This window comes from Streptomyces coerulescens, assembly GCF_042657965.1.
GTDB classification, from domain to species: Bacteria; Actinomycetota; Actinomycetes; order Streptomycetales; family Streptomycetaceae; genus Streptomyces; species Streptomyces coerulescens.
The window spans coordinates 73,891-95,139 of sequence record NZ_JBHSKM010000023.1; the positions used below are offsets into that span (position 1 = coordinate 73,891).

A 21,249-nucleotide genomic window follows, 5' to 3' on the forward strand; every position below is an offset into this window, starting at 1 on the left:
TTTCATGCGGCTTTCATGGATGTGAACGTCGTTCAGAAGTGCGATGGCCGTGAGCATGCCACGGCCCCTTCGGCGTACGGAAGGGGTCGTGCGGAGTGAGTTGGTAGTGAGGTGGTGGAGTGAGTTGGTGCGGTGTGTGCGGGATCCCGGAGGGCCTTTCTCCGGTCCCTACGTCACTCGGAAGGGCGCTGGGTCAGATGGGTGAACGCGTCCAGGTTGCGCGTCGACTCGCCGCGTGCCACGCGCCACTCGTACTCCTTGCGGATCGCGGAGGCGAAGCCGAGTTCCAGGAGGGTGTTGAAGGCGCCGTCCGCCGCTTCCAGGACCTGGCCGAGGAGTCGGTCCAGTTCGTCGGGGGTGATGGCGGTCAGCGGCAGTTTGGCGGTGACGTAGATGTCGCCCAGGCGGTCGACCGCGTAACTGACGCCGTACAGCTTGAGGTTGCGCTCAAGGAGCCAGCGGTGGACGCCGGGTTCGTTCTCGTCGGGGTGACGGATGACGAAGGCGTTCAGCGACAGGGAGTGGCGGCCGACGAGCAGGGACACCGTCGTGGAGAGCTTGCGGGTGCCGGGGAGCTTGACGACGTAGTTGCCGGGGGCGGGGCTCTCCCACTCCAGCTCGGCGTCCTTCAGGGCTCCCTCGACGACCTGCGTCGTCTTCTGCGCGTCCTGTGGTGCGTCCTGCGCGTCCTGTCCGTCCCGTGCGTCACCCATGGTGGGAGCGTACGCGACGGCGATGGGCCTGGGCCGCTGCCATGTAGACGTCCGCCGTGGCCGCCGCCGCGGTGTCCCAGCCGAAGGACTGGGCGTGCCGGGACGCTGCCTCTCCCATGCGCGAGGTCAGGTGCGGTTCGTCGGCGAAAGCACGCAGCACGCGCGCGTACTCGGCCGGGTTGTGGCCCTGCACCAGGAATCCGGTCCGCCCGTCCCGGACCGCGACGGGCAGGCCGCCGACCGCCGCGGCCAGTACCGGGGTGCCGGCCGCCTGCGCCTCGATGGCCACCAGGCCGAAGGACTCGCTGTACGACGGCATGACCAGCACCGATGCCGCCCGGAACCAGTCGGCTAGCTGCTCCTGGCCGACGGGCGGGCGAAACCGTACGACGTCCGCGATGCCCAGGCGGGCGGCGAGCTTCTGCAGGCCCTCAGGCTTGGCGAGGCCGCTGCCGCTGGGGCCGCCGACGATCGGGACGAGGATGCGGGAGCGGAGCTCGGGGTGCTCGTCGAGGAGGACCGCCACCGCTCGGAGGAGGATGTCCGGGGCCTTCAGGGGCTGGATGCGGCCTGCGAAGAGGGGGATCAGGGCGTCCTGCGGGAGGCCGAGGCGGGCGCGGGCCGCGGCTCGGCCGTCGGCTGGCGCGAAGCGGGTGAGGTTGACGCCGGGATGGACGACGGCGACCTTGTCTCGGGCCGCGGCGTAGTGGCGTACCAGTTCGTCGGCCTCTTCGGAGGTGTTGGCGATCAGGCGGTCCGCCGCCGCGACGATCTGGGTCTCGCCGATCACGCGGGCCGCGGGTTCGGGGGTGTCGCCGTCGGCGAGGTTGGCATTCTTGACCTTGGCCATGGTGTGCATGGCGTGCACCAGAGGGGCGCCCCAGCGCTGGGCAGCGAGCCAGCCGACGTGGCCGGAGAGCCAGTAGTGGGAGTGGACGAGGTCGTAGTGGCCGGGGCGGTGACCTGCCCATGCCTGCATGACGCCGTGGGTGAAGGCGCAGAGCTGGGCGGGGAGGTCTTCCTTGTTGAGGCCCTCGTAGGGGCCTGCGTCCACGTGGCGGACGAGTACGCCGGGGGCCAGTTCGACGGTGGGGGGGAGGTCCGTGGCGGTGGTGCGCGTGAAGATCTCGACCTCGATGTTGATCGCGGCGAGGCGCTGCGCGAGCTCCACGATGTAGACGTTCATGCCGCCGGCGTCGCCTGTGCCGGGCTGGTGCAGCGGGGAGGTGTGCACGCTGAGCATGGCTACGCGGCGGGGGCGGCGGTGGAGCCGGAGTCGGGAGGGGGCCGACGGGGAGCGTCGCCCGAGCCTGCTGACGTACTGGCTCACGTGGCGGTCCTCCTTGGCTGCGGGCATGCCGGACGGAGGGTTGAGCGCCCTCCAAGGCGGTGCAACGCCGGAGGGAGGGGTTCCCATTCCTGGTGGGGTGGTTTTTGCCTGGGGATTACCGGGGGTCGCTCAACTGTTCGGGGCCTCGGTGCGTGGGGGGTGCGGCCATGATGCCTGCGGCGGCCCGCTGGTGTGAGTGGGGGTGCGGGTAGCGCCTGCGGTGGTTTGGTGGGTCGGGGCCGTGCCGGGGGGTGTCCGTCCTCGGTCGGGCGGTTGCCCTTCTCAGGAGGGTGCTGTTTCCTGACGCCCGCCGCTGCGGGCGGACACCCCCCGGCACGTCCCCTCACGCCGGAGGGCGGCTGGGCTGCAACCCCCGTCTTTCAGGGGCGCGGGGAACTGCGCGAGCAGCCACGACGAACCCGCACCATGCGACACGGCCTTACCCTCATATGCATGAGTGCCCGCGTCGCCCGCCCCGTGGGAACGGTGACACGCGGGACCACCAATCCCAATCGGCTGCGCCGTATGGATCGGTGGATCACCCATGTGCAGGGGAGCGAGCTGCGGCGGGTCGATGATCCGGTTGCTGTCGATCTCGGGTACGGCGCTGCTCCCTGGACCGCGGTCGAGTTGCTGGGGCGGCTGCGTGGGGTGGCGCCTCGTGCGCGGGTGGTGGGTTTGGAGATCGAGCCGGCTCGGGTTGCCGCTGCCAAGCCCTATGAGCGTGAGGGGCTGGTGTTTCGGCACGGTGGGTTCGAGGTGCCGATTCCGCAGCGGCCGGTGCTCGTGCGTGCCGCCAATGTGCTGCGGCAGTACGAGGAGGGGGAGGTCGCCGGGGTCTGGGAGCGACTGTGTGCGCGGCTGGCGCCTGCCGGTTCGGGGTCGCGGGGCGGGCTGCTCGTGGAGGGGACCTGTGACGAGATCGGGCGGCGGCATGTGTGGGTCGCGCTGGGGCCGGAGGGGCCGCGGACGGTGACCTTTGCCGCGCGGCTGGGGTCGCTGGAGCGGCCGTCGGATCTTGCCGAGCGGCTGCCCAAGGCGCTGATTCACCGCAATGTGGCCGGCGAGCCGGTGCATGCGTTCCTACGGGACTTCGACCGGGCCTGGGCCGCCGCGGCGCCCTATGCGTCGTACGGCGCCCGGCAGCGGTGGATCCGCGCGGTGCGGGATCTCGCGGTCGACTGGCCGGTGGTGGACGGGGCCGGGCGGTGGCGGCAGGGGGAAGTGACCGTGCGGTGGGAGGCGTTGGCGCCTCGGAGGTAGGCCGGCCTTGTGTCGTTTCCCTGCCCCGGTTGCCCGGTGGACCGTGGATCACGGAACGATCTCCGCGAGTCGTTCGTCACAAAGGCGGGGAGACCGTCATAGCGGGGCGGGAAAGGGGGGAAGCAGACCTCTGTCACTTTGCGCGCCGCCGTGGCACGATCCCCCGGACGCTCGTATGTTACTGACGGGACATCAGTTTGGGGGCACAGGTATGGGTACGGGTAAGCGCGGCCTGATCGCTACGGCCGTGACCGTCGTCTGCGCGGTCACCGTACTGGCGGCACCGGGCACCGCCTTCGCGGCACCCTCTCCTTCCCCCAGCAGCTCACCCTCCTCGGCCCCTGTGTCGAACAAGGAGCTCGAGGACGTCCGCAAGCAGTTGGAGAAGCTGTACCACGAGGCGGCCGTCGCCACCGACGCGTACAACGCCGCCGAGGAGGCGGCCGAGAAGCAGTCGGCCGAGATCGTCTCGCTGGCCAAGAAGATCGTCAAAGGCCAGGACGAGCTTGCCGAGTTGAAGAAGCGGGCCGGTTCCGCGGCCGCCGCGCAGTATCGGTCGGGCGGGTTGCCCGACGAGGCGAAGCTGATGCTCAGCAATGATCCGCGGGACTTTCTCGACGGGGCCGGGCGGGTGCTTCAGGGGCAGCGCGCCACCAAGGGACTGCTCGGCGAAATGACCCGCGTCCAGCAGGACTTGGAGCAGTACGCCCGGGATGCCTCCGCCCAGTGGCAGAAGCTGGAGGCCGGCCGCAAGGCCAAGGCCGCCGCCCAGAAGAAGATCGAGAAGCAGATCAAGGCGGCCGAACAGCTGGAGTCCCAGCTGGAGAAGGAGGAGAAGAAGCGCCTCGCCGAGCTGGAGGAGGAGGCGGCCCGCAAGGCGCAGACCGCCTGGCTGGACTCCGGTGTCCTCGACGACATCAAGGGCAAGGCGTCCGAGCAGGGCCGTAAGGCGGTCGAGTACGCCACCGCACAGTTGGGCAAACCGTATGAATGGGGCGCGGAAGGGCCCAAGACGTACGACTGTTCAGGGCTGACGTCGCAGGCCTGGGCGAGCGCCGGGAGTGGTATTCCGCGGACCTCGCAGGAGCAGTGGAAGCAGTTGGAGCGCGTCGACATCGAGGACATGCGCCCTGGCGACCTCATCATCTACAACGCCGACGCCAGCCATGTCGCCATGTACATCGGCGACGGCGCCATCATCCACGCTCCGCGACCGGGGCGGACGGTGACGATCGCGGGGGCCGGGTCGATGCGGATCCTCGGGGTGGTTCGGCCCGATGCGTGAGGATTCAGGGCATCTTGGGATGTAGGGACCGTGACCCGGGCCACGTGACCCAACCCACGTCACTTTCCTGACAAACGCCACCCTGACGTGACGTTCGTCATCCCCACCCGGGCGCCGCCCTGTCCAACTGCGGTACGGAACGCGGCATATGACAGCGGCCAGCGACCATACGACGTGCTCCACACCATTCCGCTGCGGCGCCGACACCCGCTATGGTCCCCGTCGGTGGATCGAGGTCCCTCGTTCCCACCACCCTCGGGGGGAGGGAAGGAACTCAAGACGATGCCCGTACCCGTACCGCGGCAGAGAGCGATCCCGGCCGTGGAGACTGGTCAGGCGCCGGCCGCGTCCCCAGGCGGCACCACCCGCGAGGTGGCCCCGCGTAAGGAAGAAACGGTCGAGAACAGCACCCCTACCACGCTGACGCTGCTGCTGATCGAGGACGATCCCGGCGGCTCCGCGATGGTGCCCGAGCTGCACGACTCGGCCGGCCGGCCGATCCGTGTGCGGACCGCCCGCAACCTCACCGAGGCCGAGCGGCTGCTCACCGACGACGTCCACTGCATCCTGCTGGACCTCGCCCTGGCGGCGCCCGGTCGCGGCACGAACGACGACGAGCTGGCCGTGCTCCGGCATGTGCTGGAGCTCGCACCCCGCCACGCCGTTCTCGCGCTCACCGCCTCCGGTGACGCCGAGCGCGGCGCCGAAGCCGTGCGCGTGGGCGCGCAGGACTACCTCTTCCGCGACGAACTGGACGGGCGGCTGCTGAGCCGTGCGATCCGCTACGCCGTGGAGAGGAAACGTTCCGACACGGCCGAGCGGAGGCTCGCCGAGGGCCGGCTGCGGGCGCAGGAGAACCGGCGTCTGGAACGGGGGCTCCTTCCTACGCCACTGCTGGAGGGATCATCGCTGCGGTTCGCCGCGCGGTACCGCCCGGGGCGTTCGCGTGCGCTGCTCGGCGGTGACTTCTACGACGTCGTCCGCACCGCCGACGGCACCGTGCACGCCATGATCGGCGATGTGTGCGGGCATGGGCCGGACGAGGCCGCCCTCGGTGTGGAGCTGCGGATCGCCTGGCGGGCGCTGACCCTTGCCGGGCTGTGCGGGGACGAGCTGCTGGGCACCCTGCAGCAGGTGCTGGAGCACGAGCGGTCCGACGAGGAGATCTTCGCGACGCTGTGCACGGTCGATATCGCGCCTGACGGCCGACGGGCCGGGCTGTGCCTCGCGGGGCATCCGTCACCGCTGCTCGCCCGGCCGGGGCGGCCGGCACAGCTGCTGCCGTACGACAACAACGGGCCCGCGCTCGGGCTGCTGTCCGGGGCCCGCTGGCCCCGGATGCAGGTGGAGCTGGGCGCCGAGTGGAGCCTGATGCTCTACACCGACGGCCTGATCGAGGGCCGCATCGGTACGGGCCGGGAGCGGCTGGGGCAGGACGGGATGGTGTCCATGGTCCGGCGTCAGCTGGCGGAAGGGCTGCGCGGGGAGGCGCTGCTGCGGGCGGCCGTCAGTGAGGTCCGGGACCTCAATGGCGGTGAGCTGACGGACGATGTGGCTGTGCTGTTGCTCGACCGGACGGTGTGAGCGGAGGGGGACGCCGGGGTTGTGCCGGCCAGTGTCCGGTCAGGCGTTGATCAGCGGCCGCCGTTGTAGGGGCCGTACGGGCCGTCGCTGCTGGAGCCCCGCCGGTTGCGGCCGCCGCCCGGGAGGCCCTTGATCGCGGGGCGGACGTCGACCATGTACACGATCGTCGCGATGAGGCCGATGATCGGCAGGAACGACAGAATGTTGAAGATCAGGTTCACCACGAAGGCGAGGCCGAGGATGATCAGCCAGAACGCCTTGGACTGCTTGTCCGCGGCGCGGTAGGCGTCCTCGCGGCGGACGGCCGCGTCGATCAGCGCGAAGCCGCTGAAAAGGATCAGGGCCATGCTCAGCAGCCACATGAATCCCGCGAAGCCCTGCATCAGCACAACGTCCACCACCTGGTTCGGCTCGTGTCTACGCGGTCACCGTACCCGCAACCGCAGGACCGCTACCCGAACAACGGGCCGAGCACTCGCGAAGTGCCCGGCCCGTGATCCGCAGTCGCTTTTCACCCGTCCGTGTTACTTGGCGGGCGGCGTCGTCTTCTTGGCGGTGGCCTTGCGCGCCGGGGCCTTCTTGGCCGGCGCCTTCTTGGCCGGGGCGGCCTCGGCGGCGGGCTTGGCCTCGGCGGGCCTGGCCTCGGCCTTGTCGTCCTTGACCTCGACCGGCTCGGCCTTGGGCTCGACGGCGATGGCGAGGTCCTCGATCTCCTCGGCCGCCTCGCCGCGCCAGGTCTTCACGGTCTGCTCGCCGTGCTCGGCGACCTTCTCGTAGGTCTCACGGGCCTTGACCGCGTACTCGGCGGCGACACCGAGGGTGCGCAGCGCGAGGTCCTGGGCGCTCTCGCCGAACTTCTTCAGATCGGCGTCGAGGCTGCTGCCGAACTTCTTGAAGTCCGCGTCGAGGCTGCTGCCGAACTTCTTGACGTCGGCGTCCAGGCTGCTGACGAACTCGTTGACCTTGGCCTGGAGGGTCTCCTGCGCCTCCTTGGCCTTGGCGCCCGCCTCCCTGGCGCGGGTGGTGGCCTTCTCCTGGACGGCCTTCGGGTCCGTGCTGCGAACGGCCTCGAACCGCGCCGGCGCCTCGGCGCGCAGCTGCTCCACCAGGGCGGGCACCTTCCTGGCCTGCTGAAGGGCCAGGTCGGCGGTGCCGGCGGCGAAGTAGAGCGGGGTCGGGTCGCTGAAGGTCTTGCGCAGGTCGTCGGTGATGGCCATTTTGCTGGTCCTCCCGGGTTGTTACGAGATGAGGGTTTTCGGTCCCGCGGACGGACGGCTGACAGCTGCTGCTCGCCGGTGCGCGTCGCGCGTACGGCGGTTCATGGTCAGCCGGCCGACTGCTGCGGGTCGGTCGGGTTCTCCGGGTCGGCGTCGCTGCCGTCGGACGTACGGGTGGTGCCGGTGGTGCCGGTGCTGCGGGTTGTGCGAGTGGTGCGGTTACGGCGCGCGGCGGACTCGCGGCCGCCGTCGGCCGTGCCGTTCTTGCGGGTCGTACGGCTGCGTCGTACGCCGGCGTCATCGCCCTGCGCGTCCGCCGTGCCGTCGGACCGGGCATCGCTGTCGCCGGGGACGGGGGCGGCCGGGGACCCGTAGGAGCCCGGTTCCGAGCCGGCGGTCCGGACGGCGTCGACCACGGTCCGCTCGGCGTCCCGGTCCGTGTCCGAGTGCCCATCCCCCTCGACGGATATCCCGAACCCGTTCTCCTTGCGGAAGGATTCGTAGATCTGGAGCAGCACCTGCTTCTGCCGCTCGTTGAGCGTGGGATCGGCGAGGATGACGGCGCGCGTCTCCACCTCGTCCCGGTCCCGCTCGGCGTCGAGGATGCCGGCCCGGACGTACAGCGTCTCGGCGGAGATCCGCAGCGCCTTGGCGACCTGCTGCAACACCTCCGCGCTCGGCTTGCGCAGCCCGCGCTCGATCTGGCTCAGATACGGATTGGACACCCCGGCGGCGTCGGCGAGTTGCCGCAACGACAGCTGCGCGTTGCGCCGCTGCTCGCGCAGGTACTCACCGAGATTGCCGACGTTGAGCGATGCCATGCCTCCACCTTGCCGCACCCCCGCTAACTATTGCAAGCACCCGCTTGCAAAAGTGCGCCACGCCACTCGCGGCCGCCCTGAGGTCGTCGTGGACCCGGTCGGCGTCCAGCGTGGTGGTGGTGTCGGGACCGAGCGGCTGAACCCGGTGGCCGGGCGGCGTGTCCGGGTGGGTGGGGTCGTCGGGGCGGCGCAGGGTGGGCCGTACCGCCGTCGTCGAGGAGGCATCGTGAAGCGTCGTGTCGTCGCCGTAATGGCCACTGTCGTCGCCGTAATGGCCGCTGTCGTCGCCGGGCCGGCGCTGTTCGCGGTGCCCGCCGCGGACTGGGACGGCACCGGGAACATCGAGCGGAACGAGTGGAACATCCCGCTCGCCAACCTCCGCGTGCTGTAGGCGGTGTCTTCGGCCGGACGCCGCTCAGTCGAGGAACTCGTCCAGCAGCGGCAGCAGCACGTTCGTCCGCCGCATCAGGGTCATGTGTGTCGTCGCGGGGAGCACGGCCAGCCGGGCCCGGGGAATCAGGCGCTGCATCTCCGCCGCGTGCTCGATACGTACGAAGTCGTAGTCGCCGATGACCAGCAGCGTGGGCGCCTCCACCGTGCGCAGGTCGTCGGCGGTCCACGGCAGCGGTGCGTTCGCGCCGACCGAGATCTTGCCGAGGAAGTCCTGGAAGTGCTCGGGGTGCGGCGCGCACGCGGCGTACGCCTCGGCCATCTCCTGGAAGTCGGCCTGGCTGGGCAGCCGGGGCGAGTCGAAGTCGCCGGCGTGGACCTCTTCGTGGACGCCGTCCTGGTGGTACTGGGTCGCGGCGAGCGCGAGTCGTCCCACCCGGCCGGGGTGCCGGATGCCGATCTCCAGCGCGGTCAGCCCGCCGAGGCTGTATCCGAGGAAGTCGGCCTGCTCGATGCCGAGCTCGTCGAGCAGTGCCACCACGTCGGAGGCAAGGTCCGGCACCGTCAGGGCTCGGTCGATGTCGGCGGTGTGTCCGTGTCCCTGGAGCTCGGGCGCCACGATGTGCCGGTCGGCCGCGAGGGCGGGGAGCACGCCCCCGAAGGACATGCCGATGGTGCTGACGCCCCCGTGCAGCAGCACCAGCGGACGCCGGGCGGAGGCATCCGCGGCGGCGCCGGCCCTACCGCTGTCACGCGCGGCGCCGTGGATCTCGTAGTACATCTCCACGCCGTTGACCTTGGCGTATGCGGAGCTGGTCGGCATGGTCATCAGATCCTTCCGGATTTCTTCGCGAGGAGCCTCATGCGGGGAGACCGGCTCGGGGCGCGGAACTCATCGGCGTGTCACAGAACGGGCGGGCCCGTTCGTCCAAGGTTTCGTAGAGATGTACCGCGATCGGGACGGTGAGAGTCATGCGGGTGTTCGTGGCGGGCGGTACCGGCGTCATCGGGCGGCGGCTGGTGCCGCGGCTCGTGGAGCGGGGGCATCAGGTGACGGCCACGACGACGAGCGCGGCCAAGCTCGGCCTGGTGGAGGGGATGGGCGCGCGGGGCGTGGTGATGGACGGGCTCGACGCGGCGTCGGTCGCCGAGGCGGTGGCCGCGGCGCGGCCGGACGTGATCGTGCACCAGATGACGGCGATCTCCGCGCCGCACTCCGGCAAGCCGGACATCCGGCACTTCGACCGCTGGTTCGCCACCACCAACCGGCTGCGCACCGAGGGCACCGACCATCTGCTGGCCGCGGCGGAGGCGACCGGCGTCCCGCACGTCGTCGCGCAGAGCGCCGCCATCTGGAACGGCGTCCGCGAGGGCGGCTGGGTGAAGACCGAGGAGGACCCGCTGCCGGTGGAGACCGGGAAGCTGCGCGAGCTGGGCGAGGCGGTCCGGCACATCCAGGAAGTCGTCCTGAAGGCCGACGGGACGGTCCTGCGCTACGGCGGCTTCTACGGTCCCGGCGCCACCGACGACCAGGTCGAACTCATCCGCAAGCGACAGTTCCCGCTGGTCGGGGGCGGTACCGGCTACTGCTCCTGGGTGCATCTGGACGACGCGGCTGGCGCCACGCTCCTCGCGGTGGAGCAGCGTGCGCGGGGCGTGTTCAACATCGTCGACGACGAGCCGGCCCCGGCGAGTGAGTGGCTGCCGTATCTCGCCGAGTGCGCGGGCGCGAAGCCTCCGCTGCGGGTGCCCAAGTGGCTCGCCCGGCTGCTCGCCGGGGACGTGGCGGTGACGATGATGACCGAGGGCCGCGGCTTCTCCAACGCCAAGGCCAGGCGCGAACTCGGCTGGGAGCCGCGCTATCCGTCCTGGCGCCAGGGGTTCCGGGAGGAGCTGGCTCGGTCGTAGCCGTGGCGCGGGCGCCGTCGTGCCCATGGCGCCGGACGACAGCGACGACCGCCGTACCCACTTATTTGTGCCTACTTGGCAGCGCGCCACCGCCGTCCGACCCTTGATGTGGGTGGTCGGCGCGGTGGCGGACGGAGGTGGCGTGCAGGTCAGGAGGCCGGCTGGGCCTCGGTCAGCCGCTCCAGGCGGCGGTGGCCCCAGTCGGCGAGCGGGCCGAGCGCCTCGGCCAGGTCGCGGCCGAAGTCGGTCAGGGAGTAGACCGTCTTCAGCGGCAGTACGTCGTACACCTCACGGTGCACCAGCCCGTCCGTCTCCATCTCGCGCAGCGCCTGGGTCAGCACCTTCTCGCTGAGGCCGGGTGCCCGGCGGCGCAGTTCCGCAGGGCGGTGCGGGCCGGACTCCAGCAGCCACAGCAGCAGCGTCTTCCACTTGCCGTCGATCACCGCGATCGCGGCGGTCACCCCGCAGACGTTCGGATCCTGGCGTCGACGCGTCATACTCCACCCCTTTTGTCATCAATTCGCCAACTATCTTCACCTTACCGGGAGTTGAGCCATGCCCACCTACGACCACGATGCAACCGACACCGACACCGACACCGGATCCGGATCCACCGACACTGTCACCGTTCTCGGGCTGGGGCCGATGGGCCGGGCGCTCGCCGGTGTGTTTCTGAACGCGGGGCTGCGGGTGACCGTCTGGAACCGCACCCCGGGACGGGACGGGGAGCTCGTCGCCCGTGGTGCGACGGCGGCCGCGTCCCCGGCGGAGGCGGTCGCCGCCAGTGCCCTGACCGTCGTGTGCGTGGTGAACTACGACGCCTCCGACACGATCCTGCGCCAGGACGCCGTCACCGCCGCGCTGAAGGGCCGCACCGTCGTGAACCTGACCGCCGACACCCCGGCCCGTGCCCGGAACACGGCCGAGTGGGCCGCCGCGCACGGCATCCGCTACCTGGACGGCGCGATCATGACCCCGGCCACCACCATCGGCACGCCCGAGGCGGTGTTCCTGCTCAGCGGCCCCGAGGAACTGTACGGCGAACACCGTCCCGTTCTGGACGCGGTCGGCGGCACGCACAGCCACCTCGGTACGGACATCGGCCGGGCCGCCGCCTACGACATCGCTCTGCTCGACATCTTCTGGACGGCGATGTCCGGCTACGCGCACGCCCTGGCCGTGGCCCGGGCCGAGGGCATCACCGCCCGTGAACTGGCCCCCTTCGCGCAGGGCATCGGTGCGATCCTGCCGCCGCTGTTCGAGGAGTTCGCGGCGGACGTCGACGACGGCAGGTACTCCGGCGAGCTCAACCCGATCACCTCGGCCGTCTCCTCCATGGCCCATATCGCGGGGGCCTCCGAGTCGCACGGCATCGAGGCGACCGTGATCCGCGCCGCCGAGGGGCAGGCCCGCCGGGTCATCGGGCTCGGTCACGGGACGGACGGCTTCATGCGGGTCACCGAGCTGCTGGGCCGTTCCCGGCGGTGATCCCTCCGGCGGTGATCCCTCGGCGGTGATCCCTCGGGGTGATCCCTCGGGGGTGATCTCTCAGGCGGTGATCCACTCCTCCAGCGCCGCGAAGTCGTGGTCGGTGAGTCCGTAGCGGTGGTCGACGTGGTGGAGCAGGGCGGGCGAGGGGTGGTGGGCGGCCACATAGTCCCGGTCGACGTCGGTGATCTCGTCATCGACCCAGACGAAGGGGCTGCCCGCCGCCCAGGCCACCAGCGGCCGGGTCTTCCAGTGCGGGGCGCGGGGCCCGAGCCACGGTTCCGCGTCCTCGTCCGGCCAGTCCACCAGCCTCAGCGGGGACAGCCCGAGCCAGGGCGCGAGGGCGGCGTTCGCGTCGTCCAGCCAGGTCGTGGCCCACACGAGCTCGCAGCCGAGCGCGGCGAGCCGTTCCAGACGGGCGCCGAGGGCGGGGTCGACTCGGGTGAGCAGGGGGTGCGCGGGCGGGCCGGGCAGGGTGCGGGGCGGCTCGTACAGCGGATACGGCCGCTCGGCCCCGAAGGGGATGAGCGTCCCGTCGACGTCAAGGAAGAGGAGCATCGAAAAACAGGATCACCCCATGCGGGGCGACTGCGCTACTGTCACCGGTATGACTGCCGGGTCGGCCTTGTGCCGTGAGCGAGTTGGGTGTTGCCCGGCCTCTGAGTGAGGTCGTGGCGGCGGGCCAGGAGTCCGCCTCTCTTTTCTCTTCACCTCCCCCTTCCGTACGGAACCCACCGAACGGAATCCATCGAACGGGACCCACCGAAGAGAAAGAGACTGAGAAACCTGAGCATGCCCAACGACTTCAATCAGCAGGTCATCGAGGAATTCCGCGCCAACAAGGGCCGCGTCGGCGGCTACTTCGAAGGCGCCCGGCTCCTGTTGCTCACCACCACCGGCGCCCGCACCGGCCGCCCCCACACCACCCCCGTCGGCTACCTCCCCGACAGCGACGACCGTGTCCTGATCATCGCCTCGGCCGCGGGCGCGCCCCGGCATCCGGCGTGGTTCCACAACCTCGTCGCCGAGCCGCGGGTGACCGTCGAGAGCGGCGCGTTCACCTACGAGGCGCGGGCGGTCGTCCTCGACGGCGAGGAGCGGGACCGGGCCTTCGCACGGGCCGTTGAGGCGGACCCGGGCTGGGCGGCGTACCAGGAGAAGACGGACCGGGTGATCCCGGTGATCGCCCTGCACAGCCTGGCCGAGGGCGGCCCCGGGCAGATCAACGCGTCCTCCATGGGCGAGGCGCTCAAGGTCGTCCACGACGCGTTCCGCCGGGAACTCGCGCTGATCCGGGCGGAGATGAACGACTCGGGAGGCACGGGGAGCGCCAAGGGCACCCTCGGTGCCCAACTCCGCGTCAACTGCCTCACCTTCTGTGCCGGCCTCCACAACCACCACACCGGCGAGGGCCTCGCCATGTTCCCGTTCCTGGAGGACCGCCACCCCGGGCTCGCGCCCACGCTGGCCCGGCTGCGGGACGAGCACGACCGGATCGCCGAGCTGGTCGAGGACCTGCGCCGGGTCGTGGGCGACGAGAACGCCGATCCCGCGACGGCCCGCCGTGAGGTGGAGCGCCTCACGACGGACCTCGAGGCGCATCTCACCTACGAGGAGGAGCAGTTGATCCCGGTGCTGGACGCCGCTGCCGCATAGCGACGACGGTGCACGGGAGGCCCGCTCAGAACGGCAACGGCCTCCCGTGCACCACCTCCAACCCCGCGACCGCCCGCGTGACCACCACATACAGCCGATGCAGCCCCCGTTCCTCCGCCTCCACGATCGCCGCCGGCTCCACGGCGACGACATGGTCGTACTCCAGCCCCTTCACCACACTCGCCGGTACGACGGCCACCCGCGCCCCCACCTCCTGCGCTCCCCCGGCCTCGATCCCGGCAGCCGCCAGCGCCTCCCGCACCCGGGCCACATCCGCGTCGGCGGCGACGACCCCGACGGACCCCTCCCGGCCCAGCGCGTCCCGTACGGCCGCCACGACCGCGCCCGGCAGATCGCCGTCGGCCTCCCGGAACCGCAGCTCCCCGTCCGCGCGCAGCGAACGGGCCGCCGGCACCTCCACGTCCACCCGCTCCAGCAGCCGATTGGCCAGCTCCAGCACCACCCCGGGCACCCGGAACCCGGTCGTGAGCGGTACGACCGCCGCGTCCGGCTTGCCCAGATGCCCGAGCACCGTCCGCCACGACCGGGCGGCCCACGGAGTGGTCCCCTGCGCCAGATCTCCCAGTACGGTCACCGACCCGAACGCGGCCCGCCGTGCGATCGCCCGGCACTCCATCGGCGACAGATCCTGCGCCTCGTCGACGACGACATGGCCGTACCCCTGCGGATGTTCGATGAGCCCGGCCACCTCGTCGAGGAGCACCAGGTCCGCGGCCGACCAGCGGGCCGACTTCCACGACCGCGGCGGCCCGGCCCACAGCAGCGCCTTCTGCTCGTCCCCGTCGAGCACCCCGTCGGCGGCCGCCTCCAACACCGCCGGTTCCATGAAGAGTTGAGCCACGATCTCCTCGGGCCGCACCCGTGGCCATACGGCGTCGACGTACGCCCCGACCGCCCGCGCCCGCGAGATCCTCTGCACCCACGCGGCCCCCGGCGGCCCGCCGCGCCGCTCGGCCTGCTCCTGGATGACCCGCACGATCCGCGTCCGGACCCGCTCCCGCCCCACGGCGTACGGCGGCTCCTCGTCCCGCACCCCGGCCAGGATCCGCGCCAGCCGGCCCTCCGAGACCCGCCACCGGTACGACCCGTCGGGAACCTCCACGGCACCGGCGTGCCCCGCGCCCACCCTGGCGTACAGGGCCCGCCGCAGCACCTCCGCCATCCGCCCGTCGTGCTTCACGACGGCCGCGTCCCTGCTGTCGGTGCCCTTGACCGGATGCCGGGAGATCTCCTCCCGCAACGTGGACTGGCGCACGCCGGTCTCGCCGAGCGCGGGCAGCACCTCGGAGATGTACGACAGGAAGGTCCGGTTGGGTCCGAGGATCAGCAGTCCGCCGCGCCGGATGCGCTGCGGGTGGGTGTAGAGCAGATAGGCGGCACGGTGCAGGCCGACGGCGGTCTTGCCGGTGCCCGGGGCGCCCTGCACACACAGGGAGACGGCGAGGTCGCCCCGTACGAGATCGTCCTGGTCGGGCTGGATGGTGGCGGCGATGTCGCGCATGGGCCCGACGCGGGGGCGTTCGATCTCCCGGGCGACGATCTCGCTCGCCCGGGACTCGCCCCGGTCGAGGTGCTCGTCCTCCAGACCGGTCAGGTCGGCGGACTCCCCGCGGCTCCCGGGCGCCCAGCCGAACCGTCGCCGCACGGCGACGCCCTGCGGGTCGCGGGCCGAGGCCTGGTAGAAGGCGCGGGAGACGGGGGCGCGCCAGTCGACGACGAGGGGCGGCTCGGCGGGGTGCTCGCTGATCCGCAGCCGCCCGATGTGCAGCGCCTGCTCCTCGCCCCCGGTGAAGTCCAGCCGGCCGAAGAACAGCGGCCCTTCGGGCAGCTCGTGCAGCGCCTTGGCCTGGCTGCGCAGCCGGTAGCCGAGGACCTCGGCGTCGGCGCCGGACGCGGAGGCGTTCTCCCCGATGACAACCTGTTCGTCGGCGCCCTCGACCATGCCGGCGAGGGCGGTGCGGCAGCGGTCGTGGTGGGCGCGTTCGCGGATGAGGGTGTGCCGGAGGGCAGGGTCGGTTGGCGTCATTCCAGGAAGCGTACCGAAATAAAGCAACCGAGTTAAATTATTTACTCCGACTCACTCTGGCTCGCCGGGCCGACCGAGGCGGGAAAGCCCGCCTCCAGCAGCGCGAAAGCCCGCTCCGCAGCCGTCACCGCGTCCCGCTTGACCTCGGCCACCGGCTCCCCGGCCGAGATCCGCCGCCAGTTCTCCTCCGCGAGGATCCGCTGCACGGCCACGATCTGCCCGGCCGCCAGCCGCGCGTCGAGCCCCCCGCCGAGGGCCTCGGCCAGCGCGGCCTCCGAACGCTCCAGGTAGGCGTACATACGGGCGACGAGGGCCGGAGTCCCATACACCAGCGAGTGGAAGGCGAGCACCGCCGGGTGATCATTGAGCCCGGTGATCGGATCGCACCGCTCGATCCCGTCGAGAAAGTGCCGGCGCAGCGCCGCCACGGGCGTGGGCCCCTCCCGTACGACCCGCGCGGCCTCGTCCTCGTGATCGGCGATCCGGTACAGGACGAGGTCCTCCTTCGCCGGGAAGTACCGGAACAACGTCGGCTTGGAGATCTCGGCGGCGGCGGCCACCTCGGCGACGGAGACGGCGTCGAAGCCCTTCTCGACGAAGAGCCGGATGGCCGTCTCGGACACGGTCTCGTACATCCGCCGCTTCTTGCGCTCCCGCAGCCCGGGCTCGGTGGTGCCGTTGTCGCTCATGGCCGCGAGCCTACGCGTGGCCGCACCTCGCCCCATGGCCTCAGGCAGCCGCCCGCGGCGGCCGGTCCGGCCTCTTCGCCGGCGACCAGAGGTCGTCGAAGTGCTTGATCCAGGTGGTGACGGCCGCCTCTGCGGCAGCGGTGCCCTCCCGCGACCACACGTTGAGATCGGTTCTGTAGCCCTTGGGGTCGTAGAACTCCGGGCCCATCTCGTGCAGCCGCATCCGGGCCGAGACGTCATACAGGCCGTGCAGCACCTGGACCCGGTTGAAGATGCATATCTTGTCGCGCGGGATGCCCTCAGCCGTCGGTCCATCCCGTCCTCGGCCGAACCGTTCCCCCCGTTGGACATCGTCGACCCGCCCTCTGGCCATGTCGCCCGACGGGTCGTCATATGCCCGTGAACGAACCGCTTTTGGGTCCAGTCATGGTGCCCCTAAGCCAGGGCTCGGGCAAGATACGGGTTGGCCGTCGGGCGGACGGGCAGGCCCAGGAACGCGGTGGCCGCGGCCAGGGTCATCGGGTACGAGTCCACCGCCCGGCGCACGTTGGGCGCATCCAGGCTCTCGCCGGTGACCAGGCGGTCCAGGTCCACGTAGGCGGAGCGTACGGTCTCGATGCCCCGGTAGACCCGCCAGTCACGTTCCCAGTCACGGGTGCGCTCGATCGGCAATGTGCGCTCCCAGCGATGGAACATCCGCTTCCGGATCTCCGTCCGGGTCGGGGTGAGGTGCATGTGCCGGACCAGGTCGTAGAGGGGATCGCCGACCAGCGCCATCTCCCAGTCGATGATGGTCAGCGCCAGACGGTCGTCACGGCGTACGAGATTCCAGGGATTCAGGTCGCCGTGCAGCAGAGCCGGCGCGCGGTCGCTCACCTCGAAGCGGAGCAGTATCTCCCGCAGCCGTTCGGCGCCTGGGAGCCCGAGGTATCGGGCCAGTTGCTGCGACTCTCTCGGCAGCTCTCCCACCAATGAGACGAGTTGCTCCTTGAGCCACTGGAAGAACCTTCCTTCGCCAGCCGCAGGATCGACCTGCTTGAAGTCCACCCTCGTCAACGCGCACAGCTGGTCGACCAGCCCGTCCGCCTCGTGTGGCAGCAGGCCGTGCACGGGGTGGCTCGGCGGCCTGTCCCCCGACCCGACGTAGGTGTGAATGGCGAAGTGATCGCTCGGGTAGCTCTCGCCCAGCGCGAGGATCCTCGGCGCCGCCACCTTTACGGGCGCCTCCTCGATCGCACGGAGCACAGCGTGCTCGCTGAGGAAGCTGGGCTCCCGGCGGCAGACGCCCGGCAGCGCGCGTCGCACGACCACGGGCAATTCGACCCCGGGCACGGAAACGACCGAGTTGAGGTGCGCGGTTCCCTTGAAGACACGTTCCGCCGGAGCGGCACCCTCCGCGAGCAGGGCCTCCCGCACGGCGGAGTCGGGGAAGTCGCATCGCTCCGGGAACCGGCGGTCCGGACTCCAGTCGAAGGCCTTCCCGATCAAGTCCCGGCCGCTGATGTCACCGTCGCTGCGCGATGCCAGCCAGCGGAACAGGGCCCGCTCGATCTCCCTCTCACTCGGTACGCGGCCGAGCCGCAGCGGCTCCTGAGCCGCCTCCAACGCCCGGAGCACCGCGGCGGTCGCTTCGTCGAGCCTCTTCTGGGTGAACGACTCGTCCAGCGATCGCGCGGCCCGCATCACGTCCGGGTACACCGACTGGGCCCGTTCGAAGGCGAGATAGTGGCGCAGGTCCTTGGCCACGCCGTTGACCGCCGCGGGGCGCACGTCCTGCATGGCCTCCACCCACGCGTCGACGACCTCGGTCCATTGATGGGCCGGGTACTGCATGCGCACCAGGTGGGTCGCCAGGTCGTGCAGAGGATCGCCGTAGGTGGCCAGTTCCCAGTCGACGCAGATGAGGGGCGGGGCACCGCTGTATGTGACGATGAGGTTGTCCCGGTGCAGGTCGGCATGGAGCAGGCTGTACGGCCGCCGCGCCATGGCGGGCACCCGCTCGGCGAACCGGATCAAGGCGTCCTCGGGGATGCCGAGAGCCGCGAACAGCCCACCGAACACCTGCCAATTGGGCTGCCGGATCTGGCGGTCGGCGAGCCGGGCCAGCGTCTGCAGAAAACCCTGGCTGTCTGTGTCGTCGTTGCGCGGCCAGACGGCCGGCAACGGAGGGAGCGCGCCCCTTCGTACCTGCGCCATCTGGGCGAGCAGGCCGGCCAGTGCTTTCACCAGCAAGGTGTCGACGGGTTTGCCGTCCCCGCAGACGCTGGACAGCGGCATGCCTTCCACATAGCTGTGGATGGCGAAGCCGTTCCCTTTGACCAGGCAACGCGGCGCGTGCGGCAGCACTCCCCTGATGGCCTCGAGGATCTGCGCTTCGTCGCTCCAGGTCCTGATCACCACGGGCAGCACGTCGTGGCGCCGCATCCGCACGGTGACGGACGTACCGACGTCGAGGCCCGTCATCCAGGCCACGGACCCGGTGACCGGCAAGACGTAGTTCCGGTTGTGATGGCCGCTGCTCGCCAGGCCCAGCTCTGCGGCCTGCCCCACGAACTCCCGAATGGCGGCCTCGTGCGTGGAGCGCCCCCCGTGCACGGGACGGGAAAGGGGAGGTGCGCCCACTGGCCGCTCCGGGTGAGATGAGGACGGTATGCCAAACGGTAAACACGTGGTGTTCTGCCCCGCACGACCGACATGGTGAGACCTGAGTGACCACTACGGGTGGCCTGTCACTCTCTTGCACGAAGTCTTCGCGAGGCCGTTCGAAGTTTGGCTTGTTCGCCATCACTTACGCACGAACGGGAACGGTTGCTCAATCGGTGCGGGCATGCTACAGCACCCCGGCAACAGCTGCCTCCAGGTCCCCGCAATAACCCGTACGCCACACGCGCACCACGGGGGCTGCCCCGGCTACTCGGACAGCAGATCCCAGACCGAGTCGAACCAGTTCTGCATGCTCTCCACGAAGACGGTCCCCGACGAGTTCGGGTCGTCGTCCTTGACGTGGTGCGTGAGGGTGGCGCCGATTCCGAGCACATCGAGCGCGGTGATCTCCTCGCCGGGTTCCAGCTCGATCTTCCGTTCGATCACCTCGTAGGGACCGTGCAGCGCTTCGGCGCCGTTGAAGAGGTAGAGCTTGAAGGCCGGCGTCAACGGAGCCCGCCGGATCTCCACGTCGACCGACGGCACCCACCCCTCTGCCTTGAGGGCCGCGAGCGACTCCCGCAGCGACTTCGTGTGCCGCTCCGTGATCTCGTGCAGGCGGGCGCTCAGACGTGTGTCGTCCTTGTCGTCCTTGACGCGGGGATAGGGCAACGGCTGGTCCTCGGCGGGAAGCAGCATGCGCAAGGTGATGCGCCGGGGGCTGATGGAGCGGCCTTGGATCCGGGCGGCCTGTTGCTGGATGCGCCAGTACAGGGATTCGGATGTCAATGTGTAGACGTCCAGGGTGACTTCGGGCTGCTCGAAGGCCTCGCCGATGAGCGACTCGAGCGTGATGCCCCGGCGCGACCTGGTGGCCTTGGGCGTCGACGACTGTATTCGCTGCGTCTTGATCACCCGGGAACCGCTGCCCTGCTTCGATTCGATCCAGCCCTCGGCGACCAGTGCCCGCAGCGCCCGCTGCACGGTGTCCCGGGAAACTCCGAACTCCTTGGTCAGGTATCGCTGAGAGGGCAGGTGGGAGTGCAACGGGTACTCCCCGTCGGCCATCCGGGCACGCAACTCGTCGGCGACCCGCTGGAACTCCTTGCCGCCACTGCCGCCACCCTGCTGCGCATCCACATGTTGACCGTACCGCTTTCAGTCCACTCACAAACCAGAAATTCAGTCAACCAGCCCACCACATAGGCCCGTTGGTTAAGAGATCTCTTCGGCCGGGCAGACCACTCACAGACCAAGCAGTCCAATTGGACGGCTAGTTGAGGTGTTGCAGGCAACCGGAAGGGAGGTGGCGGGATGCTCCTGCTTCAAGTCTCCAAGGCGCTCTTCGAACTGCTCCTGGGCATACAGGCACAGACTCGGCTTGGTGCGGTGGGTGTGGTGCTCCTGCTCGCGGTGGGGGTGGGCGTCCGGGCGCGGCGGGTCGGCCTGGCGGTCGGCGCCGCCGTGATGTTCGCGCTGCTGATGATTCAGGCCTGAGCGGCCCGTACCAACCGCAGCACCGCCCACAGTGAATCCACGACGGACGTCGCCCCGGCCTCGCGCAGCAGCTTTTCCTTGCGGGCGTTACGCGCGTAGCCCAGGAAGGGGACGCCGGCGCTGTTGGCGGCGATGAGGTCGGAGGGGGTGTCGCCGATCATCAGGGCGGACGAGGGGGCCGCGCCCATGGCCCGCAGGCCGCGGTTGAGGCAGTGCGGGTCCGGCTTGAGTTGGTGCAGGTCCTGGGTGCGGCCGTAGATGTGGGGGCTGAAGCAGGACAGCAGCCCGCGGCTGTCCAGGTAGGTGCGGACCACTCGGGGGGAGTTGTTGGTGGCTATGGCCAATCGGGACCCGACCGCGGTCCAGGTGCGGATCAGCGGGTCGGCGTACGCGGTGGGCATCGCGGAGGAGGTCGCCCGCAGTTCCTCCTTGGTGAGACGTTCCTCCAGTTCCGCGACCAGGTCGCTGCCGGGATGCCGGCGGTCGACGGCGCGCAGCACGACGTGCGGATCCAGCGACTGCCGTTCGTCCTCCGTCAGCAGCCCGTGCAGCCCGCGCCCCTCCAGCCACTCCACCAGTTCGATGGCCACCCGCTCGGCCTTGTGCCCGGCGAACAGCCGGCAGATCGGTCCGTCGAAGTCCCAGAGCACGACGCGAGCGCGTGTGATCAGTTCCCGGAGCTGTGCGGTGTCGTTCTCGGTCTCTGCGGTCACGGATT

At 70.4% G+C, this 21,249-nt stretch carries 22 protein-coding genes; 8 read left to right on the forward strand and 14 right to left on the reverse strand.

Features of this window, described 5'->3' with window-relative positions; all coding sequences use genetic code 11:
* Nucleotides 1–173 precede the first annotated feature (173 nt).
* Together ACFPQ9_RS29165 and mshA are read right to left on the reverse strand one after the other, a co-directional pair.
* Nucleotides 174–713 carry a type III secretion system chaperone family protein gene (locus ACFPQ9_RS29165; protein WP_380859697.1) on the reverse strand — a complete coding sequence of 180 codons (540 nt, stop codon included), beginning with the start codon at nt 711–713 and terminating at the stop codon, nt 174–176.
* Nucleotides 706–2,043, reverse strand: coding sequence for a D-inositol-3-phosphate glycosyltransferase (gene mshA, locus ACFPQ9_RS29170; protein WP_380859700.1), 1,338 nt, complete (start codon nt 2,041–2,043; stop codon nt 706–708). The genes ACFPQ9_RS29165 and mshA overlap by 8 nt, the downstream gene beginning before the upstream one ends.
* Nucleotides 2,044–2,496: 453 nt before the next feature.
* Here mshA and ACFPQ9_RS29175 point away from each other — a divergent pair, with 453 nt between their 5' ends.
* From ACFPQ9_RS29175 to ACFPQ9_RS29185, 3 genes are all read left to right on the forward strand, one after another.
* A complete protein-coding gene (locus ACFPQ9_RS29175; RefSeq protein ID WP_380859703.1) occupies nt 2,497–3,306 on the forward strand; it encodes a class I SAM-dependent methyltransferase in 810 nt (269 codons plus the stop codon).
* 211 nt (nt 3,307–3,517) lie between these two features.
* Nucleotides 3,518–4,591, forward strand: a complete 1,074-nt coding sequence (locus tag ACFPQ9_RS29180) for a C40 family peptidase (protein ID WP_380859706.1) — start codon at nt 3,518–3,520, stop codon at nt 4,589–4,591.
* Nucleotides 4,592–4,873: 282 nt separating this feature from the next.
* Nucleotides 4,874–6,175, forward strand: a complete 1,302-nt coding sequence (locus tag ACFPQ9_RS29185) for a PP2C family protein-serine/threonine phosphatase (protein WP_380859709.1) — start codon at nt 4,874–4,876, stop codon at nt 6,173–6,175.
* Between the two features lie 50 nt (nt 6,176–6,225).
* On the opposite strand, the gene ACFPQ9_RS29190 is transcribed toward ACFPQ9_RS29185, so the two are convergent.
* From ACFPQ9_RS29190 to ACFPQ9_RS29200, 3 genes are all read right to left on the reverse strand, one after another.
* Complete coding sequence (locus ACFPQ9_RS29190) at nt 6,226–6,558, reverse strand: DUF2516 family protein (protein ID WP_380859865.1); 333 nt, start codon at nt 6,556–6,558, stop codon at nt 6,226–6,228.
* Between the two features lie 141 nt (nt 6,559–6,699).
* Nucleotides 6,700–7,392, reverse strand: coding sequence for a hypothetical protein (locus tag ACFPQ9_RS29195; protein WP_380859712.1), 693 nt, complete (start codon nt 7,390–7,392; stop codon nt 6,700–6,702).
* Between the two features lie 107 nt (nt 7,393–7,499).
* Nucleotides 7,500–8,213 carry a helix-turn-helix domain-containing protein gene (locus tag ACFPQ9_RS29200; protein ID WP_380859715.1) on the reverse strand — a complete coding sequence of 238 codons (714 nt, stop codon included), beginning with the start codon at nt 8,211–8,213 and terminating at the stop codon, nt 7,500–7,502.
* A gap of 226 nt (nt 8,214–8,439) precedes the next feature.
* On the opposite strand from ACFPQ9_RS29200, the gene ACFPQ9_RS29205 reads away from it, so the two are divergent.
* Complete coding sequence (locus ACFPQ9_RS29205) at nt 8,440–8,604, forward strand: hypothetical protein (RefSeq protein ID WP_380859718.1); 165 nt, start codon at nt 8,440–8,442, stop codon at nt 8,602–8,604.
* A 24-nt stretch (nt 8,605–8,628) separates the two neighbouring features.
* On the opposite strand, the gene ACFPQ9_RS29210 is transcribed toward ACFPQ9_RS29205, so the two are convergent.
* Nucleotides 8,629–9,426, reverse strand: coding sequence for an alpha/beta fold hydrolase (locus tag ACFPQ9_RS29210; RefSeq protein WP_380859721.1), 798 nt, complete (start codon nt 9,424–9,426; stop codon nt 8,629–8,631).
* 149 nt (nt 9,427–9,575) lie between these two features.
* Here ACFPQ9_RS29210 and ACFPQ9_RS29215 point away from each other — a divergent pair, with 149 nt between their 5' ends.
* Complete coding sequence (locus tag ACFPQ9_RS29215) at nt 9,576–10,511, forward strand: NAD-dependent epimerase/dehydratase family protein (RefSeq protein WP_380859724.1); 936 nt, start codon at nt 9,576–9,578, stop codon at nt 10,509–10,511.
* A gap of 149 nt (nt 10,512–10,660) precedes the next feature.
* Here the strand turns inward: ACFPQ9_RS29215 and ACFPQ9_RS29220 are convergent, their stop codons facing one another.
* Nucleotides 10,661–11,008 (reverse strand): winged helix-turn-helix transcriptional regulator, encoded by a 348-nt coding sequence (locus tag ACFPQ9_RS29220; protein WP_380859727.1) that lies wholly within the window; start codon nt 11,006–11,008, stop codon nt 10,661–10,663.
* Between the two features lie 58 nt (nt 11,009–11,066).
* Here ACFPQ9_RS29220 and ACFPQ9_RS29225 point away from each other — a divergent pair, with 58 nt between their 5' ends.
* Nucleotides 11,067–11,999, forward strand: coding sequence for an NAD(P)-dependent oxidoreductase (locus ACFPQ9_RS29225; protein ID WP_380859730.1), 933 nt, complete (start codon nt 11,067–11,069; stop codon nt 11,997–11,999).
* 60 nt (nt 12,000–12,059) lie between these two features.
* Here the strand turns inward: ACFPQ9_RS29225 and ACFPQ9_RS29230 are convergent, their stop codons facing one another.
* On the reverse strand, nt 12,060–12,557 hold the full coding sequence (locus tag ACFPQ9_RS29230) for an HAD domain-containing protein (RefSeq protein ID WP_380859733.1): 498 nt from the start codon (nt 12,555–12,557) through the stop codon (nt 12,060–12,062).
* 234 nt (nt 12,558–12,791) lie between these two features.
* Here ACFPQ9_RS29230 and ACFPQ9_RS29235 point away from each other — a divergent pair, with 234 nt between their 5' ends.
* A complete protein-coding gene (locus tag ACFPQ9_RS29235; protein ID WP_380859736.1) occupies nt 12,792–13,655 on the forward strand; it encodes a nitroreductase/quinone reductase family protein in 864 nt (287 codons plus the stop codon).
* A gap of 25 nt (nt 13,656–13,680) precedes the next feature.
* Here the strand turns inward: ACFPQ9_RS29235 and ACFPQ9_RS29240 are convergent, their stop codons facing one another.
* From ACFPQ9_RS29240 to ACFPQ9_RS29260, 5 genes are all read right to left on the reverse strand, one after another.
* Nucleotides 13,681–15,702, reverse strand: a complete 2,022-nt coding sequence (locus ACFPQ9_RS29240; protein ID WP_380859739.1) for a HelD family protein — start codon at nt 15,700–15,702, stop codon at nt 13,681–13,683.
* Between the two features lie 41 nt (nt 15,703–15,743).
* Complete coding sequence (locus ACFPQ9_RS29245) at nt 15,744–16,391, reverse strand: TetR/AcrR family transcriptional regulator (RefSeq protein ID WP_380859742.1); 648 nt, start codon at nt 16,389–16,391, stop codon at nt 15,744–15,746.
* Nucleotides 16,392–16,431: 40 nt separating this feature from the next.
* A complete protein-coding gene (locus ACFPQ9_RS29250; RefSeq protein ID WP_380859745.1) occupies nt 16,432–16,647 on the reverse strand; it encodes a hypothetical protein in 216 nt (71 codons plus the stop codon).
* Nucleotides 16,648–16,826: 179 nt separating this feature from the next.
* Nucleotides 16,827–19,013 (reverse strand): phosphotransferase, encoded by a 2,187-nt coding sequence (locus tag ACFPQ9_RS29255; protein ID WP_380859748.1) that lies wholly within the window; start codon nt 19,011–19,013, stop codon nt 16,827–16,829.
* Between the two features lie 288 nt (nt 19,014–19,301).
* The gene (locus ACFPQ9_RS29260) at nt 19,302–20,174 is read right to left on the reverse strand and encodes a winged helix-turn-helix domain-containing protein (protein ID WP_380859751.1); all 873 of its coding nucleotides are present in this window, start codon (nt 20,172–20,174) and stop codon (nt 19,302–19,304) included.
* A gap of 174 nt (nt 20,175–20,348) precedes the next feature.
* Between ACFPQ9_RS29260 and ACFPQ9_RS29265 the strand changes: the two genes are divergently transcribed.
* Nucleotides 20,349–20,531: a hypothetical protein gene (locus tag ACFPQ9_RS29265; RefSeq protein ID WP_380859754.1), complete on the forward strand. Its 183-nt coding sequence runs from the start codon at nt 20,349–20,351 to the stop codon at nt 20,529–20,531.
* On the opposite strand, the gene ACFPQ9_RS29270 is transcribed toward ACFPQ9_RS29265, so the two are convergent.
* Nucleotides 20,522–21,244 carry an HAD family hydrolase gene (locus ACFPQ9_RS29270; RefSeq protein WP_380859757.1) on the reverse strand — a complete coding sequence of 241 codons (723 nt, stop codon included), beginning with the start codon at nt 21,242–21,244 and terminating at the stop codon, nt 20,522–20,524. The genes ACFPQ9_RS29265 and ACFPQ9_RS29270 overlap by 10 nt on opposite strands.
* Nucleotides 21,245–21,249 lie beyond the last annotated feature (5 nt).

Bases quoted from the DNA above. Each gene is read 5' to 3' on its own strand.
- ACFPQ9_RS29220 (WP_380859727.1), bottom strand. From the start codon at position 11,008: ATGACGCGTCGACGCCAGGATCCGAACGTCTGCGGGGTGACCGCCGCG.
- ACFPQ9_RS29185 (WP_380859709.1), top strand. From the start codon at position 4,874: ATGCCCGTACCCGTACCGCGGCAGAGAGCGATCCCGGCCGTGGAGACT.
- ACFPQ9_RS29180 (WP_380859706.1), top strand. From the start codon at position 3,518: ATGGGTACGGGTAAGCGCGGCCTGATCGCTACGGCCGTGACCGTCGTC.
- ACFPQ9_RS29210 (WP_380859721.1), bottom strand. From the start codon at position 9,426: ATGCCGACCAGCTCCGCATACGCCAAGGTCAACGGCGTGGAGATGTAC.
- ACFPQ9_RS29165 (WP_380859697.1), bottom strand. From the start codon at position 713: ATGGGTGACGCACGGGACGGACAGGACGCGCAGGACGCACCACAGGAC.
- ACFPQ9_RS29215 (WP_380859724.1), top strand. From the start codon at position 9,576: ATGCGGGTGTTCGTGGCGGGCGGTACCGGCGTCATCGGGCGGCGGCTG.
- ACFPQ9_RS29265 (WP_380859754.1), top strand. From the start codon at position 20,349: ATGCTCCTGCTTCAAGTCTCCAAGGCGCTCTTCGAACTGCTCCTGGGC.
- ACFPQ9_RS29195 (WP_380859712.1), bottom strand. From the start codon at position 7,392: ATGGCCATCACCGACGACCTGCGCAAGACCTTCAGCGACCCGACCCCG.
- ACFPQ9_RS29175 (WP_380859703.1), top strand. From the start codon at position 2,497: ATGAGTGCCCGCGTCGCCCGCCCCGTGGGAACGGTGACACGCGGGACC.
- ACFPQ9_RS29225 (WP_380859730.1), top strand. From the start codon at position 11,067: ATGCCCACCTACGACCACGATGCAACCGACACCGACACCGACACCGGA.
- ACFPQ9_RS29190 (WP_380859865.1), bottom strand. From the start codon at position 6,558: ATGCAGGGCTTCGCGGGATTCATGTGGCTGCTGAGCATGGCCCTGATC.
- ACFPQ9_RS29200 (WP_380859715.1), bottom strand. From the start codon at position 8,213: ATGGCATCGCTCAACGTCGGCAATCTCGGTGAGTACCTGCGCGAGCAG.
- ACFPQ9_RS29240 (WP_380859739.1), bottom strand. From the start codon at position 15,702: ATGACGCCAACCGACCCTGCCCTCCGGCACACCCTCATCCGCGAACGC.
- ACFPQ9_RS29245 (WP_380859742.1), bottom strand. From the start codon at position 16,391: ATGAGCGACAACGGCACCACCGAGCCCGGGCTGCGGGAGCGCAAGAAG.
- ACFPQ9_RS29235 (WP_380859736.1), top strand. From the start codon at position 12,792: ATGCCCAACGACTTCAATCAGCAGGTCATCGAGGAATTCCGCGCCAAC.
- ACFPQ9_RS29230 (WP_380859733.1), bottom strand. From the start codon at position 12,557: ATGCTCCTCTTCCTTGACGTCGACGGGACGCTCATCCCCTTCGGGGCC.